Annotated in this window: 20 protein-coding genes and 1 riboswitch; of the genes, 10 read left to right on the forward strand and 10 right to left on the reverse strand. The window is 57.8% G+C overall.

Features of this window, described 5'->3' with window-relative positions; all coding sequences use genetic code 11:
- Positions 1-13: 13 nt before the first annotated feature.
- The 3 genes from FD02_RS04580 to amaP are packed head-to-tail and all read right to left on the reverse strand — an operon-like array spanning position 14 to position 1,243.
- Positions 14-508, reverse strand: coding sequence for an Asp23/Gls24 family envelope stress response protein (locus tag FD02_RS04580; protein ID WP_082603304.1), 495 nt, complete (start codon positions 506-508; stop codon positions 14-16).
- A complete protein-coding gene (locus FD02_RS04585; RefSeq protein ID WP_056950854.1) occupies positions 505-699 on the reverse strand; it encodes a DUF2273 domain-containing protein in 195 nt (64 codons plus the stop codon). Before FD02_RS04585 ends, FD02_RS04580 begins: the two co-directional genes overlap by 4 nt.
- 10 nt (positions 700-709) lie before the next feature.
- Positions 710-1,243 carry an alkaline shock response membrane anchor protein AmaP gene (amaP, locus tag FD02_RS04590; RefSeq protein WP_056950855.1) on the reverse strand — a complete coding sequence of 178 codons (534 nt, stop codon included), beginning with the start codon at positions 1,241-1,243 and terminating at the stop codon, positions 710-712.
- Between the two features lie 236 nt (positions 1,244-1,479).
- Here amaP and FD02_RS04595 point away from each other — a divergent pair, with 236 nt between their 5' ends.
- The 3 genes from FD02_RS04595 to FD02_RS04605 all read left to right on the forward strand — a co-directional run bounded on the left by FD02_RS04595 (position 1,480) and on the right by FD02_RS04605 (position 5,557).
- Complete coding sequence (locus FD02_RS04595; RefSeq protein ID WP_054722031.1) at positions 1,480-2,793, forward strand: NCS2 family permease; 1,314 nt, start codon at positions 1,480-1,482, stop codon at positions 2,791-2,793.
- A 271-nt stretch (positions 2,794-3,064) separates the two neighbouring features.
- The gene (locus FD02_RS11180; RefSeq protein ID WP_056950857.1) at positions 3,065-4,801 is read left to right on the forward strand and encodes an EndoS/ChiA family endoglycosidase; all 1,737 of its coding nucleotides are present in this window, start codon (positions 3,065-3,067) and stop codon (positions 4,799-4,801) included.
- A 177-nt stretch (positions 4,802-4,978) separates the two neighbouring features.
- Positions 4,979-5,557 carry a hypothetical protein gene (locus FD02_RS04605; protein ID WP_056950859.1) on the forward strand — a complete coding sequence of 193 codons (579 nt, stop codon included), beginning with the start codon at positions 4,979-4,981 and terminating at the stop codon, positions 5,555-5,557.
- A gap of 49 nt (positions 5,558-5,606) precedes the next feature.
- Here the strand turns inward: FD02_RS04605 and FD02_RS04610 are convergent, their stop codons facing one another.
- The 3 genes from FD02_RS04610 to FD02_RS04620 all read right to left on the reverse strand — a co-directional run bounded on the left by FD02_RS04610 (position 5,607) and on the right by FD02_RS04620 (position 9,739).
- Positions 5,607-7,136, reverse strand: coding sequence for an ABC transporter substrate-binding protein/permease (locus FD02_RS04610; protein ID WP_054722040.1), 1,530 nt, complete (start codon positions 7,134-7,136; stop codon positions 5,607-5,609).
- A gap of 268 nt (positions 7,137-7,404) precedes the next feature.
- Positions 7,405-8,148 carry an amino acid ABC transporter ATP-binding protein gene (locus FD02_RS04615; RefSeq protein ID WP_054722038.1) on the reverse strand — a complete coding sequence of 248 codons (744 nt, stop codon included), beginning with the start codon at positions 8,146-8,148 and terminating at the stop codon, positions 7,405-7,407.
- Between the two features lie 10 nt (positions 8,149-8,158).
- Complete coding sequence (locus tag FD02_RS04620) at positions 8,159-9,739, reverse strand: ABC transporter permease subunit (RefSeq protein ID WP_056950861.1); 1,581 nt, start codon at positions 9,737-9,739, stop codon at positions 8,159-8,161.
- A 105-nt stretch (positions 9,740-9,844) separates the two neighbouring features.
- Positions 9,845-10,017, reverse strand: a riboswitch (Lysine riboswitch).
- 681 nt (positions 10,018-10,698) lie between these two features.
- Between FD02_RS04620 and FD02_RS04625 the strand changes: the two genes are divergently transcribed.
- Positions 10,699-11,064 carry a pyridoxamine 5'-phosphate oxidase family protein gene (locus FD02_RS04625; protein ID WP_054722982.1) on the forward strand — a complete coding sequence of 122 codons (366 nt, stop codon included), beginning with the start codon at positions 10,699-10,701 and terminating at the stop codon, positions 11,062-11,064.
- Between the two features lie 10 nt (positions 11,065-11,074).
- Positions 11,075-11,470 carry an iron-sulfur cluster biosynthesis family protein gene (locus tag FD02_RS04630; RefSeq protein WP_054722984.1) on the forward strand — a complete coding sequence of 132 codons (396 nt, stop codon included), beginning with the start codon at positions 11,075-11,077 and terminating at the stop codon, positions 11,468-11,470.
- 57 nt (positions 11,471-11,527) lie between these two features.
- On the opposite strand, the gene FD02_RS04635 is transcribed toward FD02_RS04630, so the two are convergent.
- The 4 genes from FD02_RS04635 to FD02_RS04650 are packed head-to-tail and all read right to left on the reverse strand — an operon-like array spanning position 11,528 to position 15,482.
- Entirely contained in the window at positions 11,528-13,489 is a 1,962-nt protein-coding gene (locus FD02_RS04635; RefSeq protein WP_056950863.1) for a hypothetical protein, read from the reverse strand.
- Positions 13,476-13,778 carry a hypothetical protein gene (locus tag FD02_RS04640; RefSeq protein ID WP_056950866.1) on the reverse strand — a complete coding sequence of 101 codons (303 nt, stop codon included), beginning with the start codon at positions 13,776-13,778 and terminating at the stop codon, positions 13,476-13,478. The genes FD02_RS04635 and FD02_RS04640 overlap by 14 nt, the downstream gene beginning before the upstream one ends.
- Before the next feature lie 12 nt (positions 13,779-13,790).
- Positions 13,791-14,786 (reverse strand): WxLIP family cell surface protein, encoded by a 996-nt coding sequence (locus tag FD02_RS04645; RefSeq protein ID WP_056950868.1) that lies wholly within the window; start codon positions 14,784-14,786, stop codon positions 13,791-13,793.
- 36 nt (positions 14,787-14,822) lie between these two features.
- Positions 14,823-15,482 carry a WxL domain-containing protein gene (locus tag FD02_RS04650; protein WP_056950870.1) on the reverse strand — a complete coding sequence of 220 codons (660 nt, stop codon included), beginning with the start codon at positions 15,480-15,482 and terminating at the stop codon, positions 14,823-14,825.
- 290 nt (positions 15,483-15,772) lie between these two features.
- Here FD02_RS04650 and FD02_RS04655 point away from each other — a divergent pair, with 290 nt between their 5' ends.
- The 5 genes from FD02_RS04655 to FD02_RS04675 are packed head-to-tail and all read left to right on the forward strand — an operon-like array spanning position 15,773 to position 19,523.
- Complete coding sequence (locus FD02_RS04655; protein ID WP_056950872.1) at positions 15,773-17,632, forward strand: BglG family transcription antiterminator; 1,860 nt, start codon at positions 15,773-15,775, stop codon at positions 17,630-17,632.
- Positions 17,592-17,942: a transcriptional regulator gene (locus FD02_RS04660; RefSeq protein WP_054723009.1), complete on the forward strand. Its 351-nt coding sequence runs from the start codon at positions 17,592-17,594 to the stop codon at positions 17,940-17,942. The genes FD02_RS04655 and FD02_RS04660 overlap by 41 nt, the downstream gene beginning before the upstream one ends.
- 28 nt (positions 17,943-17,970) lie before the next feature.
- Positions 17,971-18,333 carry an SFCGS family glycine-rich protein gene (locus FD02_RS04665; protein ID WP_054723010.1) on the forward strand — a complete coding sequence of 121 codons (363 nt, stop codon included), beginning with the start codon at positions 17,971-17,973 and terminating at the stop codon, positions 18,331-18,333.
- Positions 18,334-18,374: 41 nt separating this feature from the next.
- Positions 18,375-18,743: a DUF4312 family protein gene (locus tag FD02_RS04670; RefSeq protein WP_054723024.1), complete on the forward strand. Its 369-nt coding sequence runs from the start codon at positions 18,375-18,377 to the stop codon at positions 18,741-18,743.
- Between the two features lie 3 nt (positions 18,744-18,746).
- Positions 18,747-19,523, forward strand: a complete 777-nt coding sequence (locus FD02_RS04675; protein WP_056950874.1) for a DUF4311 domain-containing protein — start codon at positions 18,747-18,749, stop codon at positions 19,521-19,523.
- Positions 19,524-19,534 lie beyond the last annotated feature (11 nt).

Raw genomic sequence — 19,534 nt, forward strand, 5'->3', positions numbered from 1 at the left:
GCTGAAGGGATGCTTATTCCACGCGGTTGGGCTCGTGGTCATCCGAGCTGACCTTGTCCTTGGCGGTGTTCACCAGGTGGCTGGCGCGATCCTGCAGGCTCACGCTGGCGTCCGCGTATTCCGCCTTGGTTTTGATATCGGTGACGGTCACGTTGACCTCGATCACGTCGAGGTCGGTCATCTCTTTGACCTGCTTGACGATGACGTCCTTCATGCGTTGGTACAACTGGTTGATGTCGATGCCGTACTCGGCGACGATTTGCAGGTCGACGGCGACTTGGGTTTCCCCGACTTCGACATCGATGCCGCTGGTGACGTCGTTGGTGTTGACGACCTTATCCGCCAGGTTGGCGAAAAAGCCGCCGTCCACCGTCAACAGGCCCTTGATATCGGCCAAGGCGATGCCGATGATTTTCTGCACGACCTTGTCGTCGTACTTCAAGGTGCCAGTTGGCGACTGCCCAGGCTTAGCGGCGGTTGGTGCGGACGTTGGGGTCTTCATGGTCATGACAGTTTCCTCCTGATCGTGGTGGCGAGGCCGGAACGGTCGGCGTACCAGCCAATTGCTCCGCCTAGTAGCGTCAAAATGAGTATCAGTAGCGTCTTAAAAAAGCCGATGGTCACCATCAACCCGGCCAGCAACAGGCAAAACCCGCCGCCGGCCACCGTGAGGGGATAGGCCTGCATCAAATGGCGCATGGGAACCTCCTTACTGCAGTGGGCGGCGTTGCGGCTCGCGGCTGCTGGCCAGCGTGATGGCGATGGTCGTGTCAGGCGAAACGCCGAGCGCTTGGGCGAGTCGGTCGCGGATTCCTGTCAGCACGGCGGCCGGTTCACCGGCCTTGGCGCCTGGTGCCAAGGCCCCGCGGACCTGAACCGCTAACGATTTGCGCTTCATGCGGGCCGTGACTTGGGGGTCTTTCACCAGTGGCTCGCGGCGCAGTTCATGGGCAACAAACTGTTCGATGGCGGCCTTGGTGACACGCAGGCTGCCAAAATCCTGCTGCATGATGTAAGTCGTCCGCCGCTTGCTAAACAAGAACACGCCCAGGGCAACGACACCGGCGATAATCAACGCCAGGCTGACGTAGCGCAGGTACATGGCCAAGCCCGCCGCCTGCGTCCAGTCGAACATTCCGGCGATTACGCCGCTAGCCGTGAGTTCAGCATACATGGCGAAAATGGGCACCGGCAAGATGAGGAGGACCGCGCAGGCGCCGAGTAGGCGAGTCATAAGCTTCATTGCATCACCTCCAATCCAGCGTGACTCGTGGCGCTTATCTTCATCATAAGGGGTTGAATGAATGAGTATCAAATAATTGATAAGGGCCAAGCACGCGCGGACTACTGGGTAGCTCAATGCCTCGTTCGCGTTTATCCATAAATTGACCTGAATCATTCACAAATCATTCGGTTTAGCGTATGATAAATAGGTTGTTGCAAGGCCAATGTTTAGCCTTGCTGAAGGAGGCACGACACATGAAAGAGAAGTTTTCCGCCTATTTTGACTTGGACGGGTTGAATACCACGGTGTCCCGGGAGATTCTGGCCGGGTTCACCACGTTCATTTCAATGGCGTATATTTTATTTGTTAATCCATCCGTACTGGGAGCTTCGGGGATGGACAAAGGCGCGGTGTTCACCGCGACTGCACTGGCGAGCGCGTTGGGTTGTTTGTTGATGGGCATCTTGGCCAAGTATCCCATCGCCACGGCGCCGGCCCTTGGCATCAACGCATTTTTCGCCTATTCGGTGGTCATCGGCATGAAAATTCCGTGGCAAACCGCGTTGGCAGGTGTGTTCGTTGCCAGTTTGATTTTTATCCTGATCACGATTTTCAAGCTACGCGAAATGATTATCGACGCCATTCCGGCCGACTTGAAGTACGCCATTTCCGGCGGCATCGGGTTATTCATCGCCTTTCTTGGCTTGAGTGACGGTGGCTTGATCGTGGCGAATAAGTCGACATTGGTGGGCCTCGGCCCGCTGAATGTCGGCACCACCTGGCTGACGATTTTTGGGTTGGTGGTGACCGCAATTCTGATGGTCCGGCGCGTACCGGGGGGCATCTTCATCGGGATGGTGGCCAGCACGATTCTCGGCTTGGCCACGGGGCTGATCAAGGCCCCAAGCAGCATCGTGTCAGCGGCCCCAAGCCTGCGCCCGACGTTTCTCGTGGCGCTACGGCACGTTGGCGACATCAATACCTTGCAACTGTGGGTCGTCGTGTTGACCTTCCTGCTGGTGACGTTTTTCGATACCGCCGGCACCTTGGTGGGGTTGGCGAATCAGGCCGGCTTCATGAAGGACAACAAGATGCCGCGGGTCGGCAAGGCGTTAGCCTCCGACTCCACCGCGATGTTGGCGGGCTCGCTGCTGGGGACCAGCCCGGTTGGCGCGTATGTCGAATCTAGCGCGGGGATTGCCGTTGGCGGCCGCTCCGGCTTGACCGCCGTGACGACCGGCGTGCTGTTTCTGTTCGGCCTGTTCTTCTCGCCGCTGTTGGCGGTTGTCACGACTCAGGTTACCGCGCCGGCGTTGATCATCGTTGGGGTGCTAATGGCCCAGTCGTTACGGCAAATCAAGTGGGACCAGCTCGAAATCGCGATTCCCAGCTTCCTCATCCTGATTGGCATGCCGCTGACCTACAGCATCTCCGATGGCATTGCCTTGGGCTTCATCATGTATCCCGTTACCATGATTGCCAAAGGTCGAGGCAAACAAGTCTCGCCGATCATGTATGGGTTATTCTTCGTCTTCATCGGCTTTATGTGGATTCTCAATGCAGGGTAATGTGAACTGCTCGGGTGACCGAGCAGTTTTATTTTGACCAAAATTTTAATGTTGAGCGTTCACCATATCGCCTTAGAAATATGGTGAACCCGACCGGTGCTGCCACGGCCTGGGCCGACACAGTTATATCAACTCAACTGGTTGATTCAGGTGACAGAATTACTCGTTGATGAAAGTTTAGTGATAACGCTTGCACGGATAGTGAGGCACCCCATAGGCTAAGGAGGAACGCTGCAGTTGTTCAATCTGATAATGAAGGGTTGGACTTATTTTGAAGAAATTTGCATCTCATTACCGCTTGGTCGTAATTGGGTTGACGGCGCTATTTGGCTTGGGCTGGTGGCAAGGAGCTCATGTACACGCGGCCGACGACAAGAAACCGTTCATGGTGTATTACCGGGCGTGGCGGGATTCCGCCATGCACATGGTGAATACCGATATTCTCGATCGTAACCCGCAATCAATGCTCGATTTGCCTGCCGGCATCGATATCATCAACGTGTTCAGTCATGTGCCCAAGGGGCAAGAAGTTCAGGCACAACCATTTTTCGACCAGCTGAAGGCAAAATACGTGCCAGCCATGCACGCGCGTGGGGCAAAATTAGTACGCGCTTTGGACTACACCTCCATGGTGAACAATCTGAAGGACGTTCATGAGGATACACCGACTGACGAGGACGTAGATAAGTACGCGGCAAAATTAGTTGATGAGTTATCTGACGATTGGGACCTAGACGGCATTGATATCGACATGGAAACATATCCAACCGATGAGGAAGCGGCGCTTTCCGATCGCATCATTCGGGCGATGTCTAAACGTATTGGTCCCAAGGCGAAGAATGGCACATTATTTATCTATGACACCAATGGCCAGAACTTAAAGCCATTTCAAAATGTAATGGACTGTTTCAGCTTCTTGGGATATCAACAGTACGGTAGCGGTCCAGAACGCACCGAGAAAATGAAGGAGCATTACACCGCAGCGGGTTATCCTGCCAGTCAGTTATTGACAGGCCTGACGTTCCCGGAAGAAGGCGATCCGGTAAACCGCTGGTACGACACGAATCCGGAGAACTTTCTGAAGAGTAACATGCATACCGTTGCCAATTATGTGCAGGCGAATCTGGGTGGGATGTTTGTATACGCCGTCGATCGCGATGGGCGCACTTATGAGGAACCGGACTTTAGCCACATCCTCCCAACGACGTATCGTTGGACGAAAACGGCCATTCTCGAATCTAAAGGCTACTCGTTACCTGAAATCAAGGCGGCGGCGTATCGCTATCTCGACGATCTAAAGCTAACGCGGGCAAAGGTCAGCAAGCAGGAGTTAGCTGGCCAAATCAAGGCGGCGACGAACGCCTTTGAGGTGAACTCGGTCTTTCTGGCTGATGACCATTCGCAAGCCTTGGCGCCGACATTCGACGCAGTGGCGGAAATCGAACAGCCCGTCGTCAATAAAGCCAAATTGACAGCACTGATACAGCAGGCGAATACGGTGCTGGCCGAGTTGCGAGATTCAGCTGCTCGTAAGGGACTAAAGCAGGCGATCACAGCGGCAACACAGATGGTGGAGAGCGATACGGTTGGGCAAACCAGCGTCGATGCCGCAGTTAAGCGACTTGGTCAAGCAATGTTGACCGCGCAAAAACGTCAGGACCAAGTGGATTATCAAGCGGGCTATGCAACTGGCAAGGCAACCGGACAAGCCGGGAAACCAGCCGCTGCGAATCCGGCGGGCTCGGCCAAGTACCAACAAGGCTACGCCGCGGGCTACCGCGCCGGACACGCCTTGTGGATCGCCGGTCAGCATGAGGACCAGCAGGTGCAACCAGAGCAGACTACACCAGCTAAGCCGGTGGAAAAAGCGGAGGAGCAAGCGGAGGACCATGCCGCATTGCCAGGAACCGGCGAGCGCGTTATGAGCCTGATGCTGGCAGGATTGGCAGTGATTGGCTGTAGCGGCTACGGTATTTGGCGGCGATTGAAGGTGACTGCTCGGCGTTAATCCACCGTCTCGCCAAACCAGTTTTCCCGGGAAATGGTCAACATAATTGCACGGATAATTGAAGCATGCTAAGCTTTTCTTACCGGCAAACGCTGCCGGAAATGGGGGAGTGTTGGTTGATGACAAACCGCGGCACGGTTAGTGTGCCGTGGCTTTGGGGGAAGACTGGAGGTCATCATGACAACACTGCAAGTTCGCGGCATCAACCAGCCGCGCCTCGACGTTCCGGCAAATTTTCGGCTGATTGTGACCGAACGGCATCACCGCAATGGTGAATTGGTGACCGTTCAGCGCTATCAGCCCACAGCGCCCGCCATTCCTTACTGCGAGCACGTGTCGCTCGTCTGGGGGAGTGATGGTCGATTGTTGAGCTTCAACCGCTTCGTGCGGCCCACCGGCATTGGCCTGCCCAGTCCCAGCGAGGCGCAAGTGATTGCCGAGGCCACCATGTTAGGCTTAGATGCGCTATACGCACATGGCTTACATTTCATGCGCGTCTTGCCCCAGGCGCGCGGGGTCATTATTGATGGGCACCAAATTGAGATTCCCATGCGCTGGGTCAAATTTGGCCATGATAATGGCAGCTATAACTTAGTCGGTGTGGGTGCCGGGGGCCGCGTCGTCGAGTGCGAGCGCGAGGCTTTCTGGGATTATGCTCGCGGCCGACGCGCGACGGAAGAATGGAACTTTGACCAGTGGGTGCTGGCTCGCGAAGGCCGCGGGGCCCAGCCACCGGCACCTGAAGCCTTGGCCTAGCCTGCGCCACGCAAGAACAGCCTGTCCGTGAGGGCAGGCTGTTTGCGTGTTAATGATTTTCGGCGAGGTTGTAACTGATTGGCCCGGCCATGTGTTTTTCTACGAGGCGGAACAGGCGACTGATGGCGAAGGTCATGATGAGGTACATGCCTGACACGACGAGGTAGGTGTGGAAGAACTGGAAGTTTTGGCCGGCGACGGTTTCGGCGCTGAAGAACAGTTCCGACACGCTGATCACGGACAGCACGGAAGTATCCTTGATGTTGACGATGAATTCGTTGGTCACCGCTGGTAGCGAGTTGCGAATTGCTTGCGGTAGGACCACCTTCAGCATCGTTTGGAGGTGGGTGAAGCCCAAGGCGTGGGCGGCCTCGAACTGACCGGCGTCGACGGCGGTGATACCACCGCGGATGATTTCGGAAATATACGCGCCGGTGTTAATCGAAACGATGATCAATGCGGCTAACGTGCGGTTCATGTTTAACCCGAAGGCCTGTGCGGCACCGTAATAGACGACGGCGGCTTGCACGATCATTGGCGTGCCGCGGAACACTTCGATGTAAATGGCGATCAGCCAGTTGGCCAAGGCGCGCAGGCCGCGCTTGCCGGCGGTGCTGGGCCGTGGAATGGTGCGGATGATGCCGGCCAGCAAGCCGATTAGGAAGCCGACCACCGTCCCGACAAGCGAAATCAGTAGGGTCATGCCGGCGCCTTGGAGCAACATGCCGCCGTATTGTTTCAGCAGGGTGGTGAACCAGTTGCCGTCTTCGCTGCTGGTGGCGGGCAGGTGTGCCACCGCCCATTTCATCAAACGGTTGCGCTTGGCCTGAGAAATCTTTGCGAGTTCCTGATTGATGCCGCCGGTAAGCGTCGAGCCTTTACGCACCCCGATGGCCAGGTCGCTTTCGTCGGCGCTGACCTTGAAGCCGTTTTGCTGCGAGAAGTTGATGTAGCTGAGTGCCTTGTTATCGGTGGCGGCGGTGATGCCTTCCGGGATCTCGCCGATGTAGCCATCGATGACGCCCGAGGTGAGGGCCACGCGCATGGCGGAAAAGTCATCCATGGCGCTTTGCTTCTCGACGCCTTGAATCTGATCGATGGCGTCGTACTCGTAGGTGTTGAGCTGCGCGGTGATCTTGGCGCCTTTGAAGTCCTTCAGGCTGGTGGCCTTGGCGTATTGACTGTTCTTCCGCACGATGATGGTGAGCTTGGTTTTGTAATAGGTGCTGGTAAAATCGATGGCCTTGCGCCGCTCCGGGGTCGGGGACATGCCGGCGATGATCGCGTCGATTTTGCCGGAGGTCAAGGCCGGCTGCAGGCCGTTCCAGCTCATTTTCACGACGACTAACCGCTTGCCGATTTGCTTGGCGATTTGCTTGGCCATTTGGACATCATACCCGTTGGCATAGCCAGAGGCGCCGTCGATTTTCACCGCACCGTTCGCCTTGCTGGTTTGCGTCCAGTTAAACGGCGCGTTGTTCGCTTCCATGCCAACCTTCAGCGTCGTGCTGTTGTCGGCGGCGTGGGTGGTTGCACCAGGAGCAACGGCTAGGCCCAGTGTCATCAGTAAAGCAATCATGAATAACCAATATTTATGTGTCACAAGCGGACCTCCATGGGGGTGAGCAAGGAAAAAGCCGGCTGCTAGCAGCCGGCTTAACTGTCACGCGCACAGGTTGGCGATGGTGCGTGCCGCCCATTCTTGCGGTGCCAGTCCCTGTTGCTCGTTTCTGATTCCTTCTAATCTTGTAATAAGTATACCTAGACTTTACGCACCGCGGGAATCGCTGTCAACGGGCAATGTCGACCAAGCAAAAACGCCGCAGTGATAGTTGCGGCGTTCCCGATTAAGCGCGGTTCAGGTACCGCTTCAAGAAAGCCTGAGTGACTTCTTCGTGCGGTGCGTTGAAGATCTGTTCCGGTGTTCCTTCCTCGGCGATGACCCCATCGTTCATGAAGACGACGCGATCGGAAATGTCGCGCGCGAAGGCCATTTCATGCGTCACAATGATCATGGTTAACCCGGTATGGGCCAGGTTACTCATCGCGGCCAAGACGTCATCGACCATTTCTGGGTCCAGCGCGCTGGTCGGCTCGTCAAACAGCAAGACTTCTGGATCCATTGCTTCGGCGCGGGCGATGGCGACGCGCTGCTTTTGGCCCCCAGACAGCTGGTCGGGCTTGGCGTTGATGAACGGATCCATGTTGACGGTGTTCAGCAGTTCCAAGGCGTGCTGCTTGGCTTCGGCGGGGTCGCGCTTCAACACCGTGACCTGCGGCGTCACCACGTTTTCCAACACGGTGAGGTTGTTGAATAAGTTGAAACTTTGGAAGACCATGCCGGCCTTGGCGCGGTAATGTGTGATGTCAAAATCCGGCGCCAACACGCTGTTACCGTGGAAGAGGATGTCGCCGCTAGTGGGTTGCTCCAACAGGTTAATGTTGCGCAACAGCGTCGACTTCCCGCTCCCGGAGCGGCCGATAATTGAGACGATTTCCCCGGCATTGACGGTGAGGTTGATGTCGGTCAGGACTTCGTGATCGCCGAAGACCTTCTTTAAGTTCTGCACTTCGATAATAGGTTCTGTCATGAGTGTCCTCCTAGCCGATCTTTGGCGTGACGACTTGCATCTGGTTGTTCATCACATTATAGTTCTTCGGCCCAGCCATGTGGCGTTCAACTAAGCGGAAGAGGCGACTGATCGTGAAGGTCATGATCAGGTAGATGGCCGAAACCACCAGGTAAGTGTGGAAGAACTGGAAGTTTTGTCCGGCAATCGTCTCGGCGCTGAAGAACAGTTCGGACACGCTGATGACGGACAGCACGGATGTATCCTTGATGTTGACGATGAATTCGTTGGTGACCGCCGGCAGGGAGTTGCGAATCGCTTGCGGCAAGATGACCTTCAGCATGGTTTGCAGGTGGGTGAAGCCCAAGGCGTGGGCGGCTTCAAACTGGCCGGCATCGACAGACGTGATGCCCCCACGGATGATTTCGGAAATATAGGCCCCAGTATTGATGGAAACGATGACCAAGGCGGCAACGGTGCGGTCCATGTTGATGCCAAAGGCTTGGGCGGCGCCGTAGTACAAGACGGCGGCCTGCACGATCATTGGCGTGCCCCGGAAGACTTCGATGTAAACGGCTAGGAGCCAGTTGATGACGGCGCGGAGGCCGCGCTTGCCAGCGGTTTGTGGCCGCGGAATGGTGCGGATGATGCCGACCAAGAGGCCAATCAGGAAGCCGACGATGGTCCCAATCAGGGAAATCAGCAGCGTCATGCCCGTGCCTTGCAGCAGCATGCCACCGTATTGCTTCAGTAAGTTGACGAGCCAGTTACCGGTGCTCGTGGTGCTTGGCTGGTTAGCTACGGCGTTGTTCATGAGCGTATCGCGTTGCTTTTGGGAAATCTTGCTTAACGCTTCGTTCATTGGCGCCTTGAGGCTGGAGTTCTTGCGGACCCCGATGGCTAAGTCGGTGTCTTCTGGGTTGGTCTTAAAGCCATTGGCGTTGGAGAACTTCAGGTAGGTGAGGTTCGGATTGGCGTCTTTGGCGGTGATACCTTCGGGAACTTCGGAAACGTACCCGTCGATGACGCCGGATTCCAACGCGACCCGCATGGCCGGGAAGTCGTCCATCGCGCTTTCCTTGATGGCGCCTTTGAGCTGGCTAATGGCTTCGTAGTGGAACGTGTTCAGTTGCGCGGTGATCTTCGCGTTCTTGAACTGATTAATGTTGGTCTTCTTGGCCCACTTGCTATCCTTGCGCACGACGATGGTGAGCTTGGACTTGTAGTAGGTATCGGTGAAGTCGATGGCCTTGCGCCGTTCGGCAGTTGGTGACATGCCGGCGATGATCGCATCGATTTTGCCGGAGGTGAGGGCGGGCTGCAACCCGTTCCAGCTCATCTTGACGATGACGACCTTTTTGCCTAACGCCTTGGCCATCTTCTTGGCCATTTGGACGTCATACCCGTTAGCGTAACCTGAGGCGCCTTCGATTTTGACGGCGCCGTTGCTGGCGTCATTTTGCGTCCAGTTGAACGGGGCGTAGTTGGCTTCCATGCCGACCTTCAACGTTTTGCTATTGTCGGCGGCTTGGGTGGTAGCACTTGGAACAGCGGCGGTGGCGAGGCCGATTGCGGCGGCGACACCGAGTAGAGACAACCATAACTTCTTCATCAGACATTCTCCCTTCGATTTTTACCGTTGGGAAATAGAGAAAATAAAAAGTCGGCCTTTGTGTGATACAAAAACAAAGGCCGACACCGATTTTAGTCGTTAAACCAGAATCATAGCGCTCCGCAGCAGGGCTGCGACAGTCCAAGAGTTATTCACCCTTGGCCCAACGCCAATCGCGCCTAATCGCGGTTGGTATTTCGGCGGGGATGCTTAAGCCTTGCTTCATCGGAGTTAGGTCCTCCACAAGGGTTGTCATCGCCCGCGCCTCTATTTCTTGGTGGTGTATTTAAATGTCTGACACAGAGTCTACCGGAAGCCAGCGGGGGCTGTCAAGGGGAAATTTCATCAAATTTTCATGATTCATTCATTCGGGTGGCCACGAAGCGCGGATAAATGGCGAAAAATGGCCACTTCCGCCAATTTGGCCAAAAAAACACACCAAAGACGCCTCTGGGTCACCCCTCAGCGTCCTTGGCGTGATTGCCTGCAGGTTGCCCCGCAGCGGGTGGCCGAGCCCAAGGCCGGTGCCACCTGTCGCCATTGCTGGCGATGCGTTCAGTTACGGTGCCCAAGTTGCCTCGGGACTTCAACGTTGCGCTGGACCTGGCGTTGTCGCCTGCCTCTCGGCTGTGCCTGTACCCCCTGGTGTGCCCCAGTTTTAGGGCCGTAAGCTTCGGCTGTGGAGGGCCACTAGCCCAGCGCGGGCGTTACCCGCGCCAGTAGGCAACTAGTCGTCTTACCCCGGGAATGCAGTGGCCCTACGTATGACCCCACCCAACGATAACGGACTTGTCTGACATCATGATAGCATGGTGACGTTTTCACGGTCAACAATTTAGGTGCGCGCGATCAAGGCGATTTTTGCCTGGCGAAACAGGATAGCTGACGCCAGAGAACAGGATAGGGGCTGACTAGTCCAATATGTTATATTAAGGCAGTAAAGAACGGAGGTCATCAGGATGAATGAAAAGTTTCTTGAAGTGTTAAAACACGAAGGCCCTGTCACCATTATCACGGTGAACGCGCACCCGGCCCATGTTGTGAATACCTGGATGTCGTACATCGATGTTGTCGGGAATACGTTGACGATTCCAGCCGCGGGGATGCACAGCATCGAGGCCGATTTTCCCACGGATAACCATGTCACACTGACCTTTGGCTCCAAAGCAGTCGAAGGGACGGTGGGGCCTGGCGCAGGCTTTCACGTGCACGGCACCGGTCGGTTTGTCGACAGCGGGGTCGAGTTTGAGGCCAAGAAGGCGCGTTTTCCTTGGGTGACTCGGCTATTAATTGTCAACATCGACGATATTCAGCAGAAGATCTAAGGAGGCCACTATGGCAGCAATCACGTTAACCCCAGCATTTGTCGACTTGATTCAGCAAAAAGGCTTGCAAGCTAAAACTCTGATTCTCATCGCCGACGACGGTGGGGGCAAGTACTCGCTACAAGGTGGCGCCTGCACGATTGGGTCCAAATTCACCTTGATTATTCGCAACGCACCGGATCCGGATTATCCGGTAGAATTGACGAATGACGCCGGGCTTCACCTGTATTCCTCGGATTATGATTTGTTATTTACTGAGTCTGGTTTGACCCTGGATTTCGTCAATTACCAGATTCGAATGAAGGATGATGCCCATGCTTTTGGCGACAATATCATGCTGGCAGATGGCCAGGAGGTGCTGGACGCCTTCAAGCTTGGTCTGACTGTGGCCGGTGTGAGCTGCTAGTCACAAATTAATCCCCCAACCGCGCCGACGCGTGGTTGGGGGATTTTTGCGTGCGACTTACGGTCCGACCACAATGGACCAGGTGATGGTGGCGGTGGTCGTCGCCGTGACGTCTGGCCGCGTTAGGCGCCAGGTGAATGGGCCCAAGGCGGCATTGGCGTTGACGTCAATCGTGCCGGCGCGACCGTCATGCGAGTAAAGGTGCTGTGGCGTCGCCGATAAGCCGTGGGCGCCGATGGCCAAACCGGTGGCGTTAGTCGCCGCCATGAGCTGCCATTGGCTGCCTTGCGGGTCGCTCACCAAGACTTGCGGATCATTCGGTTGACCGGTGAATGTCTTTGGGAGTTTAGCATAGGAATGATCACCAAAATCGATTTGCGTTGGAACCTTGGTGAGTTGAGGCGCCCCCGCGGCGATGTTAATCGTGGCGGGGTTAGCCGTCACCATTAGCGGGCCATCAGGCGGGGTCACCGTACTAGGATAAGTGACGGTGCTGGTGAGTGCGGCGCCGGGAACCGACAGTTCGCCACTGGCTTCCGGTGCGATGGTGTAGCGATAGGTGATCGTGACGTGGTCGCCAGCCGCGGAGAGGATATGACCAAGCGGCCGGTCCACCCCGGCGGCAGTGACGGCGGTTGCATCTGGTTCGCCGTTGATGGTCAACGAATTGGGCACAAAGGTCACGTTGGCTGGTAGTGATAACCTCACCTGCGTGTTGCTGAGGCTGGTTTGGGCAGCCAGCGTCGTGAGCCTGAACGTGGTCGTGCTTTCAATCACGTTGCCGGCGGTTGCCGTAATCGCGGTGCCGGGATCGGCGCTGGTTGAGACGTTTTGAATGGCGTGTTGACCGGTGATCGTCGGTGGGTCGACGGTGCTGCGCGTGATGGTGAGGGGCACCGGCGACAACGGTTGACCGCCTACCGTGCCGTAGTACAAGACGGTTTTACGACCACCGGCTGGAATGTCGGCGGCTTTGACGGCGGCTTCGCTGAGGCTGGGGTCGGCGGCGTCGGTGTAGTGGACGCCGCTCGTATCGGCACTGGTGCGCTTGGCGTAGTCGACGACGCGGATGAATCGCGCCGGGTCGAAGGGCTCGCTTGCGCTCAGCGCCACGGTTCTCGCCCCGGTGACTCCGGGCAAATTCGCTGCGTTGCCGTCGATGGTTTCGCCTTCGTCGACGATTGTGTTGGCGACGCCGGTGGTGTCCCACGGCGACAGGTACTGCGACCACGTCGGCGTGGTGCTGGCGACCGCGGCAGGCGGAGCCTCTTCGTCGAGGCCGTACAGCGCCGCACGAAAATCGAGCTTGCCACTGGCGGCAGGCGGCAGCTTGCCCGTCGTGGGGGCGCGATTGCTCGTGGAATCGTCTGGCGCGCCATTCGCGGTGGCCTGCGCAATGTCTACCTGGGTGGTGAGGCGCATGGGCACCTGGGAGACGTCGACGTCGTGTTGCAGCATTACGGAGAAGAACACGAGCATCGCGGAGAGGTAATTGGTTGAATTATCGTTGGTGACGGTTACTTGGATGACGCGATCATTGACCGCCGTCATCGCGGAATCAGGGAGCTCACCGGAGTAGGTGCCGCCGTACGAGCCAGAGCTGCTTTCACCGCCGGGAAAATCGAAGGCCAGTTGCGTGCTCCCCGGTACCCGGGCGGCTAAAAACGCGTCGGCGGTGAGGTTCGCCGGCAGTTCCAGATACACGGCAAAGGTGAGGCCGTGCAGGAGCAGCTGATTAGGATAATTTTTGTGGTCGAAGCGCCAGTCGGTGGTGTTGGTGTAGGTCAGATTCAACGTACCTCCGGCCCAAGGGTCAGCTGAATGATCGCCGGCGGGGCTGGTGGCGTAGCTGGTCGTTAAACTTGGCGTGGCGTCGGCCGCTTGATAGAGGGTCAAGCCTTCGCCAGTGACTGGCGGGAAGGTGGCGTCGGCATGTTTGACGGTTGGGGTGGCAGCGACTAGCGCGGCGAAAACGACCACGAGTAGCCACGTCCACCAGCGAGTTTTATGGTTCTTCATGCGCCGCCTCCCTTCTGGTCACCGACCAAGCGTAAGTCCAGGCTAACAGGACTGCGCCACCGAGGCCGCTCAGGAACCAATTGGTCGGAGCGGTGGTTTGCGGCAGTCGGGCCGGGCCGTTTTGTTGAATGGTGGGCTGGCCTTGGCCGCGGCCGGCATCCGGCGTGCTCGACGTCGGCGCGCGCGGGTGAAACGTGATGCGACCGGTGGATTCGGCGCCTTGCACCGGCGTCAGCGGTGTCAAAAGCGCCGCGCCCACCAGCAGGAGAAACAACCAGGATTTGCGCATAGCGACCTCCTTTCATTGGGCCTGGCGGCGGCGATAAAGCCACCACCCACCGCCGCCTAGCAGGATCACTGCGACCAACCCGATGGCAATGTTGCGCCACAGGTGATCCGGCTCAGTGGCGTGGATGGTGTTGCGATTGACCGCGGCGGCTTGTTGGCGCGAAATCGTGAAGGTGCGGGTAAATTTACGCTTAAAGAACTTGCCGCTAGTGGCCACCACCTTAGCTTGGTACGTGCCGGGGACGATGGCGTGATTGGCCAGGCCGAGGTTGAGGTGAAACGTGGTGTTTGGCGCCACTTGGTAAGGGTTGGCGTGGTTGTCGATGTAGGTTTTGCCTTGCCGAGTGATAGTGGTGTGGAACTTGAGATTGGGGATGATGGTGGCGGCCGGGTTGCGAAACTTAAGCTGCAACGTCGGGCGTTTGTTCACCGCCTGGGCGCCAGCCTTCAAGAGCTTGAGCTCAGGGGCCACCGGGGCGGTGTGTTGTTGCAGCACGATGGCAACCGTGTAGCCGACTCTGCTGGTCAATTGCCCCTTGGTGCGCGGGGTGAGTTTCACCACATTGAGGCCGCCGAGCACGCGACCCTTGAACGTGGTGGCAGGCAGGTTCAGCGTGATGGGAATGGTCACTTTTTCCCCGCCGACCAATGCGTATCTGTGCTTGGCAAGCGTGACGGCTTGGCGCCAATCAACCGGGACAGTCGAGTCGATGGGCGCCTGGCGTTGGGTGTAGTCAATGGCCCCGTTGTCACTGGTCAAGGCGGGGTTGGCCCACACCTCAAAGCGGGCAGGGTGCTTGCTGGTATTGGTCAAGGTGACGGTCAACGTTTGCCGCTGACGGGGTTTGACGAGCAGGTCAAAATAGCTCTTGGTCGTTTGCAGTTGGTTCTCCGGCAGCTGCGGCGTAACGGTGTAATCACCTGGCTGTTCGGCAGCCTGAGTCGGCGTCGGGGCACCGCACCATAAGCCGCCCAGCACCAGTAGGAACAATAGGCGACGAACAGTCATCGCAGTCACCTCCAGAAATTTGCTTGACGCGGGCGGTTATTGGACCGGACCGTCGTTAATGGTCCAAGTCAGCTGAGACGTGAAGGTCCCGGCTTGTTGCACGCCGGTTGGAACCGTCAAATGAAATTGGTTGGCGTCGTAGATGGCCTGCCAAGTCCCGCCGCTGGTCTCGACCGCACCGGTGAAAATGTTGGCGACGCCGGTGCCATCGGTGGCGAGGTCGCTCACGGCGAGGCTGGTGATGCCGGCCGTGTCGATGCTGGCGTCTAAGGCGCCGTCGACGGCACCACTTTTATTGGCGGCCACGTCACTACTCAGTGTCGCCCCGGTCAGGTCGTTACCGTTACCAGCGGTGAAGACGGCAGCACTGAGGGTGACCGTCCAGCCCGTATTGGCAGTGCGGGAGTCGGTGACCTGGATCTTGTGGGGGCCGGCATCATCAAACTTGGTCATGGCCTTGGCTGCGTGGTCTCCGAAGTCCAGGTTCGGCACTAGGTCGAGAGAAAGCGGACCGTTCATCCCGGTTTCCTTGTCGGTGTCGCCGGGATCGATGGGCGTCGTCGGGCCAGTGTTTTCGTGAAATTTGATGGTGGCCGTTGAGTCGGCGGTGTCACCGGCGGCCGCAGCGACCGGGCTGGCGCCTGCGGTGAGCAGCATGGCCAGCGCAGCGGTGCTGGCGCAGATTAGTTTTTTCATTGGAATCCTCCTTGCATGAAACGTGCGTGACGGCAAACTGTCCCTAACCACATGCTACAGAGGCGGGATAACATGTGTCCACTTATCTGGTGAGCACGCCAACAAACCGGGGGGGCCGCATTACTTGGCGTAATCTGTTACGCCAAGCTAAGCGCGGTCGCCGCGTTGGTGATTCGTTCGCCCACCGCTGCCACCACCAGTTGCAGGATATATGGTGCAAGAGGTTCATCTTGTTTCCAGCGTGGCACCGCTTAACAATGGACATACGGCTTGGCAAGGAAGGTGATGAAATGACATTGACGCCCCGCCAGCAAGCGCTTTTACGCCAACTGCTCAACGCGGCTGGCGTGACCACGGTGGCCACGTTAGCCGCCGGCGCCCACGTCAGCGTGCGCACGTTGCGGTATGACCTCACCGCCTTGCGTGAATGGCTGGTCGACCAACCAGCAAGCCTGAAGAGTCAGCCGCATAAAGGCGTGTGGTTGGAGGCCACGGCGTCTGCGCGGGCCGCATTGCGCGCGGCCCTTGACGCTCCTAGCGTCAGCGACGCCTTGGCCCCCTCCGCGCGCATGGTGACCTTGATCTTCATGCTGGCACAAGCCGCTGAATTTCAAACGCTGACCTTGCTGCAAGCCAAGGTGCAGGTGAGTCCCACGACGCTCAAGCACGATATGAAAAAACTGCGGGCGTACTTGGCTAATACCGGCGTCCAGCTGGTCAGCAAGAACTATTACGGCTATGCCTTGGCCGGCGCTGAACGCGATATTCGCCAGTTGCTGGTGCAGCTGCTCCATGAGGGGCTGAACCGGCAGTCGTTGCCGGCTAATATCGCGCAAGCTCTTGCGGCAAAGCAGCTGCCCCCTGGCGAACTGGCGTTGACCCGCGACGCGACGATCAACCATTTGTTTACCACGGTGATTGGATTTGCGGTGACGCTGGCGCAAGCCGGGGTGGCAATCCCCGAGCTGAACACGGTGCTCAGCACGAGCATTCGGCTGGTCGTTTCGGTCATGCGCCAAAGTCTCAACCGGCCCCAAAACAGCTATCAAACTTTGAGCGTTGACGCCGTGCCGCAAACTTTTGCCGCCTTGCTCATGCAACGCGTCGTGCAGTATTACGCCTTGCCGTTGCTCCGAGACGATTATCAATACGTGGCGGGTACCGCGAAGCCGGGGCTGACTGACCAGAACCTGGTGGCAGTCACCCGGGCCATTATTCTCGGCGTCGGTCAAGAAGTGGCCACAGACTTCGCCAGCGACGCGCAACTCCAGGAAAATCTCTATCTGCACCTGCGGCAACAGGCGGCGGTTGCGCAACCGGTGCTGGCCTACAGCCCGTTCACGCAAGACCTCCAAGACCAGCACCCGCAGTTGTTTGGCGCGATTCGCCGGGTCTTGAGCCGCGAATTGCCGACGCTGCCGCTGACCGATGCGTTCGTGTCCTATGTCGCCTTGCACTTTCTCGTCTCACTGCACCGCGCTGGTCACCGCCAGCGCCCCGTGCGCATCGCCTACATCTGTGCGACGGGGTTAGGCATTACCAACCTGATCGAGGCGCGGTTGGCCGCCAACATCAGCCACATCGAGTTGGTCGGCTTCGCCGGGTTAGAGGAGGCGCAGGCGTTGATTACCCGCGCCCAGCCCGATTTAGTGGTGAGCATTTTTCCTTTGGCCGACGTTGGTGTGCCGGTCATTGAGGTCCAGCCACTGCCGACGCCGGCAGATATCGAGCGAATTCGCGACGCCGTGGCTCACCGCGTGGCGCTGCCGGTCGGAGAGTTGCGACCGGCAACCGCGTCGCCTGGCGCGACGATTGCCCAGCAGGCGCAAAAGGCGATTCTGTTGATGTTTGCCATTTACGACGACCTCAAGCGCGTCTTGCCGATTCCGGTGGCACCGGAATATGCCGATGCGTTTCTTATGCACGTGTTCCTGGCGGTGCACCGCGTGATGTTTAATCAGCAGTCCACCGCTGAGACTAAACCGGTGGTGCCTGCCGACCTCCAACACCGCATTCAAGCCGTGTTCCAGCGCCACGGCCTCAGCATCAACCAGGCGGAAGTGCACGCCATTACGGAATATCTGAAATTATCCCAATCAAGCCAAGGAGGTGACGCCGATGACCGTCACGAAATATCCAGCAGCCATTGAAAATATGCTCCAAGCCAGCGCCGACCCGAGTGCGGGCCGCGCGTTGGTCGACTGGGTCGTCGCCGCGGCTGAACAGGTCGGCATCACGTTTACACCGCTTCAGCTTCAGGTGTTGACCAATCACCTGCTGGAGATGCAAGGACGGGCCCGCTCGGGTGAGCAACTACCCCCCGTCGACCCGGCACTGTTTGCTGAGGTGTCGCCACAAGCGCTGGCTTTAGCCGAGCAAGTCGTGGCGCACATTGGTCACCTCGGACCCGGCGAGCAATACGTGTTATCAATCCATTTTGAAGCTGCCCAAAGTCACTGAACCTGATTCAACCAAGGAGGATATCACCATGATTAAAGTTGTCATTGCAGACCGGATGGGGAAGGGTCAAAACGTGGCCAAAGGCGTCGAAGCCGCCGGGGGCCAGGCCATTGTCGTGCCGGGGATGGGTGCGGATATGCGCCTAGGCCAGGTGATGCACGATGAACAAGCCGACCTCGGTTTTTCCTTCTGCGGGTCCGGCGGCGCCGGGGCGATTACCGCAAACACGCAATACGGCTATCCGGAACGCCACGGCATGCGCTCGATTCAAGAAGGCATCACTGCCGTAGAAGACGGTAAGGTCGTGCTCGGGTTCGGCTTCATGGACCAAGCCGCCCTCGGCCAGCAAATCGTCGAGGCCTTCAAAAAGCAACATCCCGAGCTGGCGTGATGGCGGTCACCGATTCACCTTATGAAGGAGGCAAAGTCAAGATGGACGCGATTCAAGCCGATCGGCAGCAAGCCGTGGTGGTCACGGGGACTGGCGCCACGAAACAGCAGGCCTTTGCCAGCGCCTTGGCCACGGTGCAGCGGCAGCTGATTGCCGAGGAAACGGAAACCATTTTGCGGATCGAACCACTGGCCATCACGCCGCTTGCGTTGACTGAGGAGCGGTATGTGGAGAAGTTTCTCTTCTTTTTCTTCAAGCGTCAGCGCGTGACGTATCGGGTGCGCCTGCAAGTGACGGTGGCCATCACCGCCGTCGACTTGGCCCCCCTGACTTTCACGGTGCACCAGTTGCCAAGTCCCGACGCCATTGCCTGGCCACGCCTGAAGTGGTTCTCGAAAGGAGCAAAATAGTCTATGCACATTATTGAAATCCTGATTCAATCCGTCATCATTGGCGCCTTGGTCGGCTTTGCGGTCGGCGTCGGTGCTGCGCGCATGTTTACCGCACCGAAAACCCAGGCGTTAGGCGCCTTTCGTACCCTAGGCGAAATGAATGCCGCGGAAGGCGACCCGGCTTCTCACTTCAGCTTCGGCTTGGGGTTCTTCTTTAACGCCTGGGCCTCCACGGTAGGGGCCGGGGCGTTCACCCAAGACGTTACCCACCGCGTGTTGCCGAACTGGGCGGCCGCGGGGTTGCTGGTGCGCTATAAGGACAAGAAAATTATTCAAAACCCCAAGCTGATGGGGCTCACCGCCGCCGTGATCGGGGTCGTCGTGGTGGCGTTCTTGAACGTGACCAGTAGCTCGATTCCCGAATCCCTGCAGGTGACCGCGGTGAAGGTGTTGGTACCAGCGGCCGATCAGCTGATCAACCTCGTCATGCCGATTTTGTTCTGGTTAGCCGCCATTGATGCAGGCCACCGCTCGGGGATGTTCGGTACCGTGTTTGGCGGCTTATCCGCCATGATCATGGGCAACGCCGTTCCAGGCGTCGTGTTAGGAATCCTCGTCGGCAAAGGCGTCGATGAAATCGGCTGGACGCGCACCACGAAGATTATTCTCGGGGCGGCCATCGCCTTGTTCGTGTTGAGCGGATTCTTCCGCGGGTTTGACCTGACGATGCTGCAGCAATTCGGCCTAGGCACGCCAAGCTGGCTGACGAACTTGCACGGCGTATTCACAGTGAAGTAGGGAGGATAACC

This window comes from Lacticaseibacillus nasuensis JCM 17158 (genome assembly GCF_001434705.1).
In the GTDB taxonomy this organism is placed as follows: Bacteria; Bacillota; Bacilli; order Lactobacillales; family Lactobacillaceae; genus Lacticaseibacillus; species Lacticaseibacillus nasuensis.